16 protein-coding genes are annotated in these 16,472 nt (G+C 66.1%); 7 read left to right on the top strand and 9 right to left on the bottom strand.

The features are described 5' to 3' along the window. Positions 1 to 55: 55 nt before the first annotated feature. Complete coding sequence (gene tkt, locus F6X40_RS13620; protein ID WP_184058466.1) at positions 56 to 2,077, bottom strand: transketolase; 2,022 nt, start codon at positions 2,075 to 2,077, stop codon at positions 56 to 58. Positions 2,078 to 2,346: 269 nt separating this feature from the next. Between tkt and speE the strand changes: the two genes are divergently transcribed. The 3 genes from speE to F6X40_RS13635 all read left to right on the top strand — a co-directional run bounded on the left by speE (position 2,347) and on the right by F6X40_RS13635 (position 4,527). Further along, positions 2,347 to 3,249: a polyamine aminopropyltransferase gene (gene speE / locus F6X40_RS13625; RefSeq protein WP_187628215.1), complete on the top strand. Its 903-nt coding sequence runs from the start codon at positions 2,347 to 2,349 to the stop codon at positions 3,247 to 3,249. A 104-nt stretch (positions 3,250 to 3,353) separates the two neighbouring features. Next, positions 3,354 to 3,767: a VOC family protein gene (locus tag F6X40_RS13630; protein WP_090801864.1), complete on the top strand. Its 414-nt coding sequence runs from the start codon at positions 3,354 to 3,356 to the stop codon at positions 3,765 to 3,767. A gap of 19 nt (positions 3,768 to 3,786) precedes the next feature. Then, on the top strand, positions 3,787 to 4,527 hold the full coding sequence (locus F6X40_RS13635; protein ID WP_187628216.1) for a 16S rRNA (uracil(1498)-N(3))-methyltransferase: 741 nt from the start codon (positions 3,787 to 3,789) through the stop codon (positions 4,525 to 4,527). Between the two features lie 129 nt (positions 4,528 to 4,656). Here F6X40_RS13635 and F6X40_RS13640 read toward each other — a convergent pair whose 3' ends face one another. The 3 genes from F6X40_RS13640 to F6X40_RS13650 form a co-directional block, all read right to left on the bottom strand. Next, entirely contained in the window at positions 4,657 to 5,217 is a 561-nt protein-coding gene (locus F6X40_RS13640; RefSeq protein ID WP_187628217.1) for a barstar family protein, read from the bottom strand. A 16-nt stretch (positions 5,218 to 5,233) separates the two neighbouring features. After that, complete coding sequence (locus F6X40_RS13645) at positions 5,234 to 5,647, bottom strand: ribonuclease (protein ID WP_187628218.1); 414 nt, start codon at positions 5,645 to 5,647, stop codon at positions 5,234 to 5,236. Positions 5,648 to 6,067: 420 nt separating this feature from the next. Next, positions 6,068 to 8,407, bottom strand: coding sequence for an NADP-dependent malic enzyme (locus F6X40_RS13650; protein ID WP_187628219.1), 2,340 nt, complete (start codon positions 8,405 to 8,407; stop codon positions 6,068 to 6,070). Positions 8,408 to 8,585: 178 nt separating this feature from the next. Between F6X40_RS13650 and thiL the strand changes: the two genes are divergently transcribed. From thiL to F6X40_RS13670, 4 genes are all read left to right on the top strand, one after another. Next, positions 8,586 to 9,587 (top strand): thiamine-phosphate kinase, encoded by a 1,002-nt coding sequence (gene thiL / locus F6X40_RS13655; RefSeq protein ID WP_187628220.1) that lies wholly within the window; start codon positions 8,586 to 8,588, stop codon positions 9,585 to 9,587. Continuing rightward, a complete protein-coding gene (locus F6X40_RS13660; protein WP_184066802.1) occupies positions 9,577 to 10,152 on the top strand; it encodes a phosphatidylglycerophosphatase A in 576 nt (191 codons plus the stop codon). The genes thiL and F6X40_RS13660 overlap by 11 nt, the downstream gene beginning before the upstream one ends. Positions 10,153 to 10,261: 109 nt before the next feature. Continuing rightward, entirely contained in the window at positions 10,262 to 10,762 is a 501-nt protein-coding gene (locus F6X40_RS13665; RefSeq protein ID WP_184022908.1) for a CinA family protein, read from the top strand. A 32-nt stretch (positions 10,763 to 10,794) separates the two neighbouring features. Then, positions 10,795 to 11,325: a cupin domain-containing protein gene (locus tag F6X40_RS13670; RefSeq protein ID WP_187609983.1), complete on the top strand. Its 531-nt coding sequence runs from the start codon at positions 10,795 to 10,797 to the stop codon at positions 11,323 to 11,325. A gap of 66 nt (positions 11,326 to 11,391) precedes the next feature. Here F6X40_RS13670 and pyrF read toward each other — a convergent pair whose 3' ends face one another. From pyrF to araH, 5 genes are all read right to left on the bottom strand, one after another. Next, a complete protein-coding gene (gene pyrF / locus F6X40_RS13675) occupies positions 11,392 to 12,207 on the bottom strand; it encodes an orotidine-5'-phosphate decarboxylase (protein WP_187628221.1) in 816 nt (271 codons plus the stop codon). Positions 12,208 to 12,370: 163 nt separating this feature from the next. After that, positions 12,371 to 13,432 carry an aldose 1-epimerase gene (locus F6X40_RS13680; protein WP_187628222.1) on the bottom strand — a complete coding sequence of 354 codons (1,062 nt, stop codon included), beginning with the start codon at positions 13,430 to 13,432 and terminating at the stop codon, positions 12,371 to 12,373. A gap of 220 nt (positions 13,433 to 13,652) precedes the next feature. Further along, entirely contained in the window at positions 13,653 to 14,594 is a 942-nt protein-coding gene (locus tag F6X40_RS13685; protein WP_187628223.1) for an SMP-30/gluconolactonase/LRE family protein, read from the bottom strand. Next, positions 14,591 to 15,391, bottom strand: a complete 801-nt coding sequence (locus tag F6X40_RS13690; RefSeq protein WP_090801880.1) for an SDR family NAD(P)-dependent oxidoreductase — start codon at positions 15,389 to 15,391, stop codon at positions 14,591 to 14,593. The genes F6X40_RS13685 and F6X40_RS13690 overlap by 4 nt, the downstream gene beginning before the upstream one ends. A gap of 51 nt (positions 15,392 to 15,442) precedes the next feature. Beyond that, positions 15,443 to 16,459 carry an L-arabinose ABC transporter permease AraH gene (gene araH / locus F6X40_RS13695; RefSeq protein ID WP_184022903.1) on the bottom strand — a complete coding sequence of 339 codons (1,017 nt, stop codon included), beginning with the start codon at positions 16,457 to 16,459 and terminating at the stop codon, positions 15,443 to 15,445. Positions 16,460 to 16,472 lie beyond the last annotated feature (13 nt).

The following is a 16,472-nucleotide window of genomic DNA, read 5'->3' on the forward strand; positions in this document are numbered from 1 at the left end:
TCGGTGCGTTGCCGCGCGCAGCCACGAGGGGCGCAACGGCAATGCGACGCAACCATCAGCCGAGCGCGGCCTTGACCGTCGCCACCACGTGCTCGACGGTGAAACCGAAATGCTTGAACAGCACGCCTGCCGGGGCCGATTCGCCGAACGTGTCGATGCCGACCACGCCGCCTTCCAGACCCACGTACTTGCGCCAGAAATCCGACACGCCCGCTTCGATCGCGACGCGACGCACGCCATGCGGCAGCACGCGTTCGCGGTACTCGGCGTCCTGCCTGTCGAACACGGTCGTCGACGGAATCGACACGACGCGGGCGGCGATGCCTTCGCGCGCGAGCGGCTCGACGGCTTTCATCGCGAGTTCGACTTCCGAGCCCGTCGCGATCAGGATGATCTTACGCGCGACGATCTCTTCATCCCAGTCGCGCAGCACGTAGCCGCCCTTCTCGATGTTGGCGATCTGCGCGTCGGTGCGCTCGTTGAACTGCAGGTTCTGGCGACTGAAGATCAGGCACGACGGACCTTCATGCTCGATCGCATGGGTCCAGGCCACCGCGGTTTCGACCGTGTCGGCCGGGCGCCACGTTTGCAGATTCGGGATCAGACGCAGGCTCGCGACGTGTTCGATCGACTGGTGGGTCGGGCCGTCTTCGCCGAGACCGATCGAGTCGTGCGTGAACACGAAGATCGACGGCGACTTCATCAGCGCGGCGACGCGCAGCGCGTTGCGGCTGTAGTCGGAGAACGTCAGGAACGTGCCGCCGAACGCCTTGTAGCCGCCGTGCAGCGCGACGCCGTTGATCGCCGCGCTCATGCCGAATTCGCGCACGCCGTAATTCACGTAGTTGCCGGCGGCACGGCCTTCGGCATTCACGCGCACCGGCTTGGCGGCCTTCCAGTTGGTGAGGTTCGAGCCGGTCAGGTCGGCGGAACCGCCGAGCAGTTCGGGCAACACGGCCGACAGACCTTCGATGGCCTGCTGCGATGCCTTACGCGTCGCCACGGTCTCAGCGCGCTCGTTCGCGCCGGCGATGATCGCTTTCGCCTTATCTTTCCAGTCGGCCGGCAGTTGCTTCGCGCTGCGGCGCTTGAATTCGGCCGCTTCCTGCGGGTACTTCGCCGCGTAGGCAGCGAACGCCTCGTCCCATTCCGCTTCGAAGCGCGCGCCCGCTTCCTTCGCGTCCCATGCCGTGTAGACTTCCTGCGGGATCACGAACGGCTCCCACTTCCAGCCGATCGCTTCGCGCGTCGCCGCGATTTCCTTGTCGCCGAGCGGCGCGCCGTGCGAATCGTGCGAGCCCGCCTTGGTCGGCGCGCCTTCACCGATCACGGTCTTGCAGCAGATCAGCGTCGGCTTGTCCGATAGCTTCGCCTGCCTGATCGCCGCGTCGACCGCGTCGACGTCATGGCCGACCACGTTCGGGATCACGTTCCAGCCGTATGCTTCGAAGCGCTTCGGCGTGTCGTCGTGGAACCAGTGCACCACTTCGCCGTCGATCGAAATGCCGTTGTCGTCGTAGAACGCGATCAGCTTGTTCAGCTTCAGCACGCCCGCGAGCGAGCAGGCTTCGTGCGAGATGCCTTCCATCAGGCAGCCGTCGCCGACGAACACGTACGTGTGGTGATCGACGATCCTGGCGTCGGGCTTGTTGAATTCGGTGGCGAGCAGCGATTCGGCGAGCGCCATGCCGACCGCGTTCGCGAGACCCTGGCCGAGCGGGCCGGTGGTCGTCTCGACGCCCGGCGTGATGCCGTATTCCGGGTGACCCGGCGTCTTCGAATGGAGCTGGCGGAAGTTCTTCAGCTCGTCCATCGGCAGGTCGTAGCCGGTCAGATGCAGCAGCGAGTACAGCAGCATCGAGCCGTGACCGTTCGACAGCACGAAGCGGTCGCGATCGGCCCATTGCGGGTTCTTCGGGTTATGGCGCAGATGACGCGACCACAGGGCGACGCCGATTTCGGCCATGCCCATCGGCATGCCGGGGTGACCGGAGTTCGCCTTTTGAACGGCGTCCATGGCCAACGCGCGGATCGCGTTGGCCATCAGGGAGGTGGGTGCGGGAGACGGGGTCGTCATGTCGAGTCCGGAGACAGAGTCAGAAAGCGGGGGCGCGCTTGAGGCCCGGAAGCTCGGCGGTCACTTCGCTACGGCGCACGATGCGGCGCCAGGAGACGCGAAACGGGCAGAGCAAGCGGACAAGGCTGAAAGCGTCACATTCTAGCAGAAGGTTAACCCCTACCCGGCCGGAAAGCCGCCTGGCCGCGAGGTTCAACGCACACCGCCAGGCGGCGGCATTTACAATTCGAGCAGCTGTGTGCCCGCACTACCGATCGAGCCCGTCCGCCGTGAACGCCCCGCTATTGTTCCAGCCTTGTCCCGACGCCGTCTACGGCTTTCCTCACGCGCGCCTCGTCGAGCGTGTCGAATCCCGTTATCAGACGATCGAGATCTGGGACACGCCGCAGCTCGGCGCGCTGTTCACGCTCGACGGCCGTCCGATGACGTCCGCAGGCGACGAGTTCATCTACCACGAATGCATGGTGCATCCGGCCGCGCTCGCGCATCCGGCGCCGCGCGCGGCGCTGGTGCTCGGCGGCGGCGATGGCGGGGCCGCGAGGCAATTGCTCAGGCATCCGGGCATCGAGCGGATCGTCGTCGCGGAGCTCGATCCCGAGGTCGTGCGGCTCACGCGCGGACATTTGCCGCAGGTGCATGGCGGTGCGTTCGACGATCCGCGCGTCGAGCTGGTGATCGGCGATGCGGCGGACTACGTCGCGGCGGCGGCCCGCGCGACGCAGGGTGCAACGAACGTCGCGGCCGCGCAGTTCGACCTCGTCGTATTCGACCTGACGCCACCCGATTCGCCCGCGGCCGGCCTGTACACGCCGACCTTCTACGCGCAGTTGAAGCGCGTGCTACGTGCTGAGGCGTTGCTGTCGCTCCATCTCGGCTCGCCGTACCACCACGCGCCGCGCATCGCCGCGCTGCTCGGCGATCTGCACGCCGCGTTCGCACAGGTGCGCACGCTAGGCACCTTCGTGCCGCTCTACGGCTCGCTATGGCTGATGGCGATCGCCAGCGACACGCTCGACCCCGCCGCGCTCACCGCCGACACGCTCACCGAGCGTCTCGCCGCGCGCGGCATCGATTCGCTGCGTCATTACGAACCAGCCCTGCACGCGGGGCTATTCTCGGCGGCGCGATCGGCGCGCGATAAACTGAGCCCGTTGACGAAGTCGTCCTTTTGAAGCGCGGACACCTTGCGCGAATCGGTTCGTGTGATGCCGGCGTGCCGCGCCCGACCGAAACCCGCAACCGTGGCCTCGCCGCCTCACGAGATCCGGAGAACTCCATGACCGCCCCCCACCCCGCCGGTGTGCCCTGGCTCACCCCCTATCTGACGGTGCGCGACGCGCGCGCGTCGACGGCATTCTTCTCGGCGGCGTTCGGTTTCGACGTGCGCGACAGCGTGCAGGACGACGGCGTCGTCATGCACGTCGAGATGACCTATCAAGGCCAGCTGATCGTGATGTTCGCGCCTGAAGGCGCGTTCGGCTCGACCGCGAAGACGCCGAAAAGCGCGGGCACGATCGCGCCGCAATCGTTCTATGTCTATGTCGAGGACGTCGACGCCGTGTATGCTCGCGCGCTCGCGGCCGGCGCGAAGTCGCTGAGCGAGCCACAGGACCAGTTCTGGGGCGACCGCTTCGCGCAGGTCGAGGATATCGACGGCTATCGCTGGGCACTCGCCCGCCACCTGTCCTGAATTCAAGAGTCTCCCGTCGATGCCCCGTTTTTTTGTTGATATCCCGCTTTACGCCGACGACGTGGTCGCACTGCCCGACGACGTCGTGCGCCACGTGGCCGTGCTGCGTCTGCAGCCAGGCGATTCCCTGACGTTGTTCAACGGCCAGGGCGGCGAATACGGCGCCGAACTCGTCGAGGTCGAGCGTCGTGCGGCTCGCGTGAAAATCGGCGAATTTCGCGCGATCGAGGTCGAGCCGCCGTATCGGCTGACGCTCGCCCAAGGCATCGCCGGCGGCGACAAGATGGACTGGCTGATCGAGAAGGCGGTCGAACTCGGCGCCTCGGGCTTCGTGCCGCTCGCGACCGCCCGCAGCGTCGTGCGGCTTACCGGCGAGCGCGCGCAGCGGCGGCAGCAGCACTGGCAGGGTGTGGTGCGGGCGTCGTGCGAACAGTGCGGACGTAATCGGCTTCCGGACGTGATGCCGGTGTGCGAGATTGGCGCGTGGCTCGATACGCTGTCGCGCGAGCCGGCGCCTGACGAGCTGCGCCTGCTGTTATCGCCGCGCGCGAGCATCGGCTTTGCGGCGCTGCCTGACGCGCCGCCGCCTGGTGGCGTGACGCTGCTGATCGGCCCCGAAGGCGGCCTTTGCGCCGACGAGGAAGCCGCCGCCGGCGAACAGGGCTTTACCGCGATTGGCTTGGGACCGCGTGTGCTGCGCACAGAGACCGTCGGAATCGCAGTGTTGGCGGGGCTCGCGGCGCGCTGGGGCGGCTGGTGAGCGGGTGCTTGCCCAAGCAGCGCGACAAAAGCAAAGGCCCGCCAATTAGCGGGCCTTTGCCGTTTATGCCGCGACGTTCACTGTCAGACTCAAGCAGCTACGCCTGAACAGGCGAAAATCCGGCGAACTTCAAGCGAACGAGTAGAACACCCGGAACGCGACCTTACGCTCGGCCCAGAATTCGGCCGCTTCACGGAACACGTCGAGCAGCGTCTCGCGCCCTTCCTTGTCGAATTTCTGCGCGATCGGCAGGTGTTCGAGCACGATCACGAAGCCGGGCTGCGCGCCGGCCTTGTGCACGAGGTCGGTCAGGCAGTCGTAGAGCGCGTCGTAGTTCTTGCCGAAATGCTTGGGAAACAGGAACGACGTCGCGATCGTCTCGAGCACTTCCTGCTTCGAGGCGGCGTTCGCGCAGTACGCATACAGAAAGTGCTGGCCGAGCAGGTTGGCCTCGTCGGCGAGATCCTGCACGCGGAACGCGCGGATCGACTGCACGATGTTCGGCCGCACCGTCCTGAAAAGGCTCATGGGCTCCTCGTTCGATGAAACCACCGTGGCAGCCTCGCTTTGATTGTCGCGACCCTGCTCGCCGGCGCGCATCTTCATGACGCGTTGGAACAAATTGCCGTCGCCGGCCGCGAAAAGATCCGTCGCGACTCCGGAATCGTGCGCGTAGATGTTGTCGCTCATGCCGTTCATCCCAATGTCATTCAACAATATGGTTAAAACTGGTGTAATGGTCGTCCGAGTAATAACAATTGTCGGTCCGCTGTAGCGGACCTCCGCAGACGATGCGGCGCGCCCCGCGATTACGCGCGTGAGGCGTGGGGACGGTGTATTCGTGGTAATAGCCGCGCCGATGGGCGGGCAGCACCCGTTCGTAGTTGCCGAATACGATGCCGTCCTTCTGATACGGGTAAGGCCCGCCCGCGGCAATGAGGTTCAACGTATCGACCGCCTCGCGCGGCAATTGCGCCAGCGCGATGGTGCCCACCTGCGCTTCCACCCCAGTTGGCGCCGAGTAATCTCGCGCCAGCGCTTCGGGCGCGGAACTGGACAACGCGCAGAGTGCGGCGGCAGCGATCAGCACGCCTTTCATGCGCAACCAGTTGCGTGCCATGTATCAGGTTTCCCCGCTGTCAGATCACGAGTTTGACGACCATGAAAGTCGTAAGGGTATCGCTAATAGCCTTTGGAATCAACGTTCGACGGCCGATGGCACCCCGCCTCACCCCGCGGAAAAGCCGGTGGCGGGGACTTTGACGACTTTTGACAGAATGTTTAGCTCGATCAGGCTAAACTGAGCTCAATCGTGATCGAATGCAGTGCGGGCGGTGCAAGCGGCCGCTGGCAGAGGCGCTCGATTGCGGTTGTTAGAGCCTGAAACCACTGAGCCGAAAGGCCGTGTCATTGCCATTTTTCGGGGTGGCGATCCCCAGCTTGCCCTGAGGGCGTGCCCATTGCGGGCACGCCTTTTTTTTCAGGTACGCCGGTTGGAAAACCGGCGCCGGGCCCGTCGCGGCCCGATCACGATGCGCAGTTAGCGGGTTGCGCTGACGTCCGCGACCAGCAGTGCCGTCATGTTGACGATCCGGCGCACCGTCGCCGACGGCGTCAGCACGTGCACCGGCTTGGCCGCGCCAAGCAGAATTGGGCCAATCGCAATGTTGTTGCCGGCCGCCGTCTTCAGCAGGTTGTACGAGATATTGGCCGCGTCGATGTTCGGCAGCACCAGCAGGTTCGCGTCGCCTTCGAGCGTCGAATCGGGCAATACCTCACGGCGCAGGTTGGCGTCGAGCGCGACGTCGCCGTGCATTTCGCCGTCAACTTGCAGCCCCGGCGCGCGTTCGCGCAGGATCTCGAGCGTATCGCGCATCTTCTGCGCCGTCGGCGCGTTGCTCGAACCGAAGTTCGAGTGCGACACGAGTGCAACCTTCGGCTCGATGCCGAAACGGCGCACTTCCTCGGCTGCCATGATCGTGATCTCAGCCAGCTCGGCCGGTGTCGGATCGACGTTCACGTGCGTATCGACGAGGAAAATCTGCCGATTCGGCAGCACCAGCGCGTTCATCGCCGCATAGACTTTCGCGCCGGGCTTCTTGCCGATCACCTGATCGATGAAGTGCAGGTGGCGGTGTGTGGTGCTGACCGTACCGCAGATCATGCCGTCCGCCTCGCCCTTGTTGACCATCATCGAGCCAATCAGCGTGGTGCGGCGGCGCATCTCGAGCTTGGCCATCTGCGTCGTGATGCCCTTGCGCGACATCATCTTCGCGTATTCCTGCCAGAACTCGCGGTAACGTTCGTCATGATCGGTGTTGACGACCGTGTAGTCCTGCCCCGCGACGAGCCGCAGGCCATAACGCGCGATCCGCTGCTCGATCACGGCCGGCCGGCCGATCAGGATCGGCTTCGCGAGCTTTTCGTCGACGATGATCTGCATCGCGCGCAGCACACGCTCTTCTTCGCCTTCCGCGAACACGATGCGCTTCTTCTCCGGCTCGACGCTGCGCGCGAGCTGGAAGATCGGCTTCATCGTCGTGCCGCTGTGATAAACGAACTGCTGCAGATGCTGCGCGTACGCGTCCATGTCCTCGATTGGACGCTCGGCGACGCCGCATTCCATCGCGGCCTTCGCCACCGCGGGCGCGACCTTCACGATCAGACGCGGATCGAAGGGTTTCGGAATCAGGTATTCCGGTCCGAACGATAGATCCTGGATGCCGTACGCGGTCGCGACGATGTCGCTCTGCTCCTGGCGCGCCAGCTCGGCGATCGCGTTGACGGCGGCGATTTCCATTTCGCGCGTGACCGTCGTCGCGCCGGCGTCGAGCGCGCCGCGGAACAGAAACGGGAACACGAGCACGTTGTTGACCTGGTTCGGGTAGTCGGTGCGGCCCGTGCACAGCACCGCGTCCGGACGCACTTCGAGCGCGAGTTCCGGCAGGATTTCCGGCGTCGGGTTCGCAAGCGCGAGGATCAGCGGCCTGGCGGCCATCTGCTTGACCATGTCCTGCTTGAGCACGCCGCCAGCCGACAACCCGAGGAACACGTCCGCGCCTTCGATCACCTCGGCAAGCGAGCGCGCGTCGGTTTCACGCGCGAAACGCTCCTTGTCCGGGTCCATCAGTTCGGTGCGGCCCTTGTACACGACGCCCGCGAGGTCGGTCACGGTGATGTTTTCGAGCGGCAGGCCGATGTCGACCAGCAGGTCCAGACACGCGAGCGCCGCCGCGCCCGCGCCCGACGCGACCAGCTTGACTTCCTTGATGTCCTTGCCGACGACCTTCAGGCCGTTCGTGACCGCCGCCGCGACGACGATTGCGGTGCCGTGCTGGTCGTCGTGGAAGACCGGAATCTTCATGCGCTTGCGGCATTCGCGCTCGACGATGAAGCAGTCCGGCGCCTTGATGTCTTCGAGGTTGATGCCGCCGAAGGTCGGTTCGAGCGCGGCGATCACCTCGACCAGCTTGTGCGGATCGCTCTCGTTGATCTCGATATCGAACACGTCGATGCCGGCGAACTTCTTGAACAGGACGGCCTTGCCTTCCATGACCGGCTTCGACGCGAGCGGCCCGATGTTGCCGAGGCCCAGCACCGCGGTCCCGTTCGTGACGACGCCAACGAGGTTGCTGCGCGCGGTGAAGCGCGCGGCGTTCAGCGGGCTCTCGACGATTTCCTCGCACGCGAACGCGACGCCAGGCGAATACGCCAGCGCGAGGTCGCGCTGGTTGATCATCTGCTTGGTCGGGGCGATCGCGATTTTGCCGGGAGTCGGGAACTCGTGGTAATCGAGAGCTGCTTCGCGGAGTTTGGTATTGACGGGATTCGACATAAGGCGGGCTTCGGAGGGCAGATTAGAATAGACGTTCGACGGCATTGTAGCCCCAATTGCCTACGCAATTCCTTCAATACGGGTACAACAGCCGCGACTGAAACAGCGTGAAAGCGCGCGTTGCCCGTTGTCCGGATGGTCCGGCGCTTGCGACGGGGCATCACGCTCAATCACCCTGATCCGCGCCATTTCTCCAATCGTTCTCCGCTCACGGTCCGCCATCATGCTTTCCGAGTTTTCGCTGATCGATCGTTTCTTTGCCCGCCGCGCCGCCGCCGTGCGGCCCGCCAATGCCGAAGGCGGCACGCTCGGCATCGGCGACGATTGCGCGTTGCTGGCGCCGCCTGCCGGCGAAATGCTGGCGATATCGACGGACATGCTGGTCGAAGGCCGTCATTTCTTCGCCGATATCGATCCCGAAGCGCTCGGTCACAAGGCGCTTGCCGTCAATCTGTCTGACCTCGCCGCAATGGGCGCGCAGCCGCGGGCGTTCACGCTGGCCTTCTCGCTGCCGAAAGCCGACGAAGCCTGGCTTGCCGGTTTCAGCGAAGGCCTGTTCGCGCTCGCCGAGCGCTACGGTTGCGAGCTGATCGGCGGCGATACGACAGGCGGGCCGCTCAATCTGTGCATTACGGTATTCGGCAGCGTGCCGCCACGAACAGCCTTGCGCCGCGATGCCGCGCAACCCGGCGACGACATCTGGATCTCCGGCACTCTCGGCGACGCGCGCGCCGGCCTCGGCGCGCAGCGCGGCGAATGGTCCGCCACCCCGAATGACGCCGCGACGTTCCGCCGGGCGCTCGAACGCCCCGAGCCGCGCATCGCGCTCGGCCTCGCGCTGCGCGGCATCGCACACGCGGCGCTCGACCTGTCGGATGGACTCGCCGGCGATCTGCGGCACATCCTCGAACGCTCGTCGGTGGGCGCGAGCGTCGACGTCGATGCGGTGCCGCGCTCGGCCGCGCTACGCCGCCTGCCGCCCGACGTCCAGCAGCGCTGCACGCTCGCCGGCGGCGACGACTACGAGCTGTGCTTCACCGCGCCCGCCGCCGCGCGCGCCGCGGTCGAGGCCGCCGCGCAGAAGGCTGCCGTGCCGGTCACCCGCATCGGTACAATAAGCGCACTGGAGGCGGCCACCGACCGCCCGGCCATCGCGTGGCGCAACGCCAGCGGCGCGCCGCTCACTCTGACCTTGCAAGGTTTCGATCACTTTCATGCAGAATGACCCCCCGCTCGGCCCCGCCGACGACTTCCTCGGCGGCGAGCCGCCCCAGCCGCCTGGACCGCGCGAGCCGAAGCCTGCTCAGCCGCGCCGCGCGACCGCGCGCTTCATGCTGTCGCATCCAGTCCACCTTCTGTCGCTCGGCTTCGGCAGCGGGCTGTCGCCCGTCGCACCGGGCACGATGGGCACGCTGCTCGGGTGGGCCTCGTTCGCGGTGCTGAGTCGTTATCTGACAGTTATCGAATGGGGCGTGCTGATCGGCGTCGGCTTTCTCGGCGGCATCGCGTTGTGCGGCTTTACCGCGAAGCGGCTCGGCGTCGAGGATCCGTCGGCGGTCGTGTGGGACGAAATCGTCGCGTTCTGGCTCGTGCTGCTGATGGTCACGCCTGCCACGCTCGCCGGCCAGGTGGGGGCGTTCCTGATCTTCCGCTTCTTCGACATGGTGAAGCCGCCGCCGATCGGCTACTTCGACCGCCGGCTGAAAGGTGGCTTTGGCATCATGTTCGATGACCTGATCGCCGCATTTTTTACGTTGCTGGTGATTGCGCTGTGGCGGATGTCGGTTTGAGCGCTGCCTGTTCACCGTTCGAGTACCGTTCGACTCTTTTGGTCGCCGCCCGGCCCCTGCCGTTCGCCGCGCCGCCCGGCCGGCTTCGTTTTCCGGATTGACTGACGCCATGCCTACCGATTCCGTCGTTCACCAGCTTGCGATCCGCGTGAGCAACCGTCTGCGCGACGAGCGCCTGATGCTCGTGACCGCCGAGTCCTGCACGGGCGGCATGGTCGCGACCGCGATCACCGACATCTCCGGCAGCAGCGGCTGGTTCGAACGCGGCTTCGTCACGTATTCGAACCAGGCGAAAAGCGAAATGATCGGTGTGCCGGCCGACCTGATCGAAAAGCACGGCGCGGTCAGCGAGCCGGTCGCACGAGCGATGGCCGAAGGCGCGCTGCGCAACAGCCGAGCGCAGGTGTCGCTGTCGATCACCGGCGTCGCCGGCCCCGGCGGCGGCACGGAAACCAAGCCGGTCGGCATGGTGTCGTTCAGTTGGAGCAACCGGCTGCACACATCGGTGGAAACGAAGATTTTCAAGGGCGACCGCGACCAGATCCGCGTGCAGGCCGCGGCGCACGCGCTGCGCGGCCTGCTGGCGCTACTCGACGAACGCGAGCATTGAGCGGCGGCTAACTATCGCCGAGGAGGCGGACAATGCCGGATTCGCGCGCGATCGCAGACGAACTGATCCGCCGCTTCGATCTGAAGCCCCATCCTGAAGGCGGCTTTTTTGCGGAGACCTACCGCTCGGCCGCGCGCGTGCTGCGCGTCGGCGAACCGAGCGAGGTTGGGAACGCCCGTGCGGCGTCGACTGCGATCCATTACTTGCTGTGCGACGGCGCGCATTCGGCGTGGCATCGGATCCGTTCCGATGAAGTCTGGCATTTCTATGCCGGCGAGCCGCTGCTGGTCCACGTGCTCGATGAAAGCGATGCCGGCGGTGCGCTCGTCACGCACCGGCTCGGCAATCCGCTCACGCATCCCGATACGGTCTGTCAGGCCGTCGTGCCGGCCGGCTTGTGGTTCGCGGCCGAGTGCGCCGATCCGGCATCGTTCGCGCTGGTCGGCTGCACGGTCGCGCCGGGTTTCGAATTCAGCGAGTTCGAACTCGCGGAGGTGGACGCGCTGAAGGCGCGGCATCCGCGGCATGCGGGGTTGATCGGGCGGCTCGCACCGGCGCGCTGACGCGCCGCGCCGGCCGCCGCGGGATCGCCCACCGCGGGATCGCCCGCCGCGGGATCGCCCGCCGGTTCAACGAAACGCGTTGATCCGGTCGCGGGTGTCCTTCGCGGCCTGCGCGGCCGCTTGCGGGAAATCGTCGCCCCTGCCCGCGTAGATGATCGCGCGCGAAGAGTTGATCAGCATGCCGGTGCCGTTCGCGGTGCGTCCGGCGCTCACGGTGGCCTGCACGTCGCCGCCTTGCGCGCCGATGCCCGGAATCAGCAGCGGCATGTCGCCGACGATTCCGCGCACCACTTCGATTTCCTTCGGAAACGTCGCGCCGACCACGAGCCCAAGCTGGCCGCTCGCATTCCACTTCTGCGCGGCCAGTTGCGCGACAACCTGATACAACGGCCGACCGCTTGTCTCGAGAAACTGCAGATCCGAGCCACCCGCGTTCGACGTGCGACACAGCACGATCACGCCCTTGCCTGCGTGCTCGAGATACGGCTCGATCGAATCGAAACCCATGTACGGATTGACCGTCACCGCGTCGGCCTGGTAGCGCTCGAAGGCCTCGCGTGCGTATTGCCCGGCCGTGCTGCCGATATCGCCGCGCTTGGCGTCGAGAATCACCGGCAGGCCCGGATGGTTCGCTTGAATGTGGGCGATCAGCTGCTCGAGCTGGTCCTCCGCGCGATGCGCGGCGAAGTAGGCGATCTGCGGCTTGAACGACGACGCGTACGGCGCGGTTGCATCGACGATCGTGCGGCAGAACTCGAAGATCGCGTCGGCGCGGCCCGCGAGCGCGCCGGGAAATTTGCTGGGCTCGGGATCGAGGCCAACGCACAGCAGCGAGTTCGTGCGCTGCCAGGCGTCGTTGAGTGTCTGGATGAAATTGGACATGGTGAGTCTCGCGGCGAGCCGGTAATCGGAGGAGGCGCGTATTTTACCTGTCCCACGAACGCCGTCCGTCGATGGCGGTCACCGCGCGGCCCGCGCCTCATAGGCGATAGCAGCGCCAGGCCGCCCGTTCGTCCGGCCGGCGGCCCGGCGGCTACGACTGCGGCTACTGCCTGCGCCGCGCGCCGCGCCCGCCCGGCATCGAGCGCAGTCCAGTCCGCTCGACCGTGAAGCGGAACGTGCGCGCCAACCGCTCGCCGCGCTTGAGCAGCGTCATGCCGTTTTCGCTTGCGCCGCCCGCCAGGTTCATCGCATTGATCGGATGATCGACCGGTTCGAAGCAGAAGAAGTCTTCGCCGGGCGGCGTGTACAGCACGTAATAGTCGGTGTCGGCGGCGATGTTCAGCGACAGACGGCGCTTCGGCCATACCACTGCCGCCTGGCCGCTCCAGCCGGTGAACGCGTGATTGACGATCGTCTCCGGCAGCGGATACGCGACGCCGAACTGCCACGCGGGGGGCGCCGGCACGTGGCGCACCGGCAGCCAGTCGTCGCCCGAGAGCCACAGGCCGCCGGCCGCCGCCGACAGCTCGGTGTCCGCGTCGCGCACGAAGAACGGATGCACGCCGAGCCCGAACGGCAGCGTCTCGCGGCCAGCGTTTTCGATGTCGAGCGAGACGACCAGCGTTGGGCCGTCCAGCGTGTAGGTTTGTGTCGCGCGGAACGCGTACGGCTTGCCGTCGCTGCGGTCGAGCGCGAGACGCACGTGCTCGCGGCCCGCGTCGAGCACCTGCCATTGCGCGAGCCAGCCGTCGCCATGAATCGGCAGCGGCTCGTCGGCGCGGTTGCGCGGCACCTCGACGCGCCGCCCGGCCACGCTGAAATGGCCGCCGCCGATGCGGTTCGAGTACGGCAAGAGCGGATAGCAGGCCAGCTGGTTCGGTTGCGTATCGCCACCGACGTGACTGCAGCGCCGGAAGATCGGCGTCAGCGCGCCGTCGTCGCGCCAGTCGAAGCGGGTCACGCCGCCGCCGAGCGTCGGCGCGACATCGAGACGCAATTGCGAGTTGGCGAGCGTGATGCACGCGACATCGCCGGCGCTGCCTTCGCCGAGGGCCACCGCCGACGTGCTCGGGCCCGCCAGCACGGGATTGGCGGCCGCGGCGAGTCGCGAGCGTCGCGTTTGAGAGGTTGGGGATGAGGCTGAAACGAGATTCGCAACAGTCATATCTGGCTCCATCGAGAGGCGTGGGACGTTGCCGTCAGGGTTGACGGGAGTGGCGGGCGACTTTTTGTGACCAATTCGCCTCGAGTCCGAACTGCATGTTGCCGATTCGTTGCCGGCCGGTCGCGGGCGTATTGCTCGCGGACCGAAACTGCCACATCGACTTCTGCTTCACCTTCAGGATCGCGGCCCCGGCGTGCGGCCGGGGCTGCGTCATTCTGCGCTAGATAGGCGCGCCCTGGAACAGCGGCTCCGCAACACCGCGCCGCGCGAGCGTCGCGACGAACAGGTCGCCCGCGAGCGTGTCGGCCGCGCGCGCCGTCGCATCGAGCTCGGCGTAGGCGCTCGTGATGTACAGCGTGTCGAGCGCCGGCTCGCCCTGGGCGCTGCCCGTGGTCTGGCCGAGCGCGGCACCGCCGATCGCGACGCAGCTCGGCTGCGTGGTCGGCACGTCGATGCGCTCGGTTTCCACGCCATCGGGACCGTAACGCACCACGCGCGCGCCGCCCCATTGCGCGTTCCACAGGCCGCCGTCGCTGTCGACGGTCGAGCCGTCGGGGATACCGTTCGCATCGGTCAGGCGAGTGAACAGGCGATCGTTCGCGATGCCGCCGTCCGCGCGATAGTCGCACGCGCGGATTTCACGCGTCGGCGAATCGCAGTAGTACATCGTCGCGCCGTCGGGACTGAATGCGATGCTGTTCGAAATCGCCGGCGCTGGCAACGGTAAACGTTCGAGCGACAGATCGTGATTCAACCGATAAAAGCCGGCGACCGTCTGCCGTTGCCCGCTTTCGTCCTTGGTGCCGAACACGAAACGCCCTTGCCGATCGCAGCGGCCGTCGTTGACGCGTGTATTCATGCCTGGCTCGACGTCGACGATGCGCTGTGTGCTGCCTGTCTGCAGATCGAAAAACGCGAGGTGCGATGCGAGCCCGAGCAGCACGTAGCGCGGGTTTTCGCACAGTGCGAAGGTGGCGAGCCGCTCGGGCATGTCGAACGAATCGCTGCGGCCGTCGGCCGGATCGTAGCGCCACAGCCGCGCGCCTTCGATGTCGGTCCAGTAGAAGCGGGCGCTCCTCGCGCACCAGGTCGCGCCTTCGCCGAGCTCGCATTGCGCGTCGAGCAGCAGCGTGGCCCGCTGCACGCGCGGGCTGGCGCTCACGCCCAGCCTCCGTCGACGACGATGTCCTGCGCGGTGATCATGCGGCTGTCGTCGGCGGCGAGGAACAGCGCCATGCGCGCGAGGTCGGCCGGCATCAGCTCGGCGTCGATGCACTGGCCTTCCTTGATCTGGCGGCGGCCGTTGTCGTCGAGCCACAGGCGCAGCTGCTTGTCGGTCATCACCCAGCCCGGCACCAGCGTGTTGACGCGGATATTGAAGTGGCCGAGGTCGCGCGCGAGTCCGCGCGTCAAACCCTGCACCGCCGACTTCGACATCACGTACACCGGATAGCCGCCGTTCTTCAGCATCCAGCTGATCGAGCCGAGGTTGATGATCGAGCCGCTACGCGCGGCCTTCATGTCCTCCATCACGGCCTGCGCCGCGAAGAACTGATGGCGGATGTTCACGGCGATGCCCGCGTCGAACGACTCGCGCGTCACGTCGCCGATCTGATGGCGCTTGTCGTTCGCAGCGTTGTTGATGAGCACCTGGATCGGACCCAGCGCGGCCTTCACGTCGGCGATCGCTTTTTGCAGCGCGTCGACGTCGGTCAGATCGCAGGCCAGAAACAGCGGCTTGTGTTTCGAATCGCCGAGCTGGTCGGCGAGCGCTTCGCCCGCGCTCGCGTCGATATCGAAGAACGCGACGCGCGCGCCCTGCGCCGCGAAGTGCTCGACGAACGATGCGCCGATGCCGGTCGCGCCGCCCGTGATCAGCACCGTACGGTCGACGAGGCTCGGATAGCGCGCGTACGCGGTGTCAGCGAGGCTGGCGTTTGCATTGGCCGGAGACGACATCGTTCGATTCCTTTATGAGCTTGGATGTGCTTGGGATGGGGTGAAAGCGACTCAATCGCGCGAGCCGCGGTTCTTCAACTGGTCGAGCAACACGGCCGCGAGCAGGATCGCGCCGCGCACCAGGTACTGATAGAACGCGTCGATGTTCAGCAGGTTCATCACGTTCTCGACCGTACCCATGATCAGCACGCCGATCACGACGCCGGAGATCGTCGCGCGGCCGCCCAGCAGCGACACGCCGCCGAGCACGCACGCGGAGATCACGTTCAGCTCGAAGCCTTCGGCGGCGTTCGGCTGACCCGACGTGATACGCGACGCGAGAATCACGCCGGCAAGCGCGGTGACGGCACCCTGGATCAGAAAGATGTAGACGCGCGTGCGCTCCACGTTGATACCGGCGAGCCGCGACGCTTCCGGATTACCGCCGATCGCCAGCGTATTGCGGCCGTACACGGTCTGGTTCAGCATCACGCCGAACACGATGAAGCAGATCAGCGTGACCCAGATCGGCAGCGACACGCCGAAGAACGTCAGGCCGCCGAGCGCGATGAACGTATCCGACGACACGCCGACCGCCTGCCCATGCGACACGATGAAGCCGAGGCCGCGCACGATTTCCATCGTCGCGAGCGTCGTGATCAGCGCGTTGATGCGCAGATAAGCGATCACCGCGCCGTTGACGAAGCCGATCACCGCGCCCGCCGCGACCGCCGCGATGATCGCGATGACCGTGCTGTTGGTCGCGTTGAGCACCATCGCGCACAGCACGCCGGCGAACGCGACGGTCGAGCCGACCGACAGGTCGAAGTCGCGCGACGCGAGGCAGAACATCATCGTGCACGCGACCATGCCGATCTGCGAGATCGACAGCGCGAGGCCGAGCATGTTCTCGATCGAAAAGAAATGATCGACGGTCAGCGACATCGTGACGAACATCAGGATGAAGATCACGATCAGGCTGTATTCGGTGATCTGCTGCCACCATTTGGCCTTGTCGCCGGTCTGCGGAATCAGCGCGTCGGCCGCGCTCTTGGCGGTCTGCTGCGCGAGGTTTTCTCTGGCTTGCATGTTCAATACTCCT

Source organism: Paraburkholderia sp. UCT31, from assembly GCF_014397655.1.
GTDB lineage: Bacteria > Pseudomonadota > Gammaproteobacteria > Burkholderiales > Burkholderiaceae > Paraburkholderia > Paraburkholderia tuberum.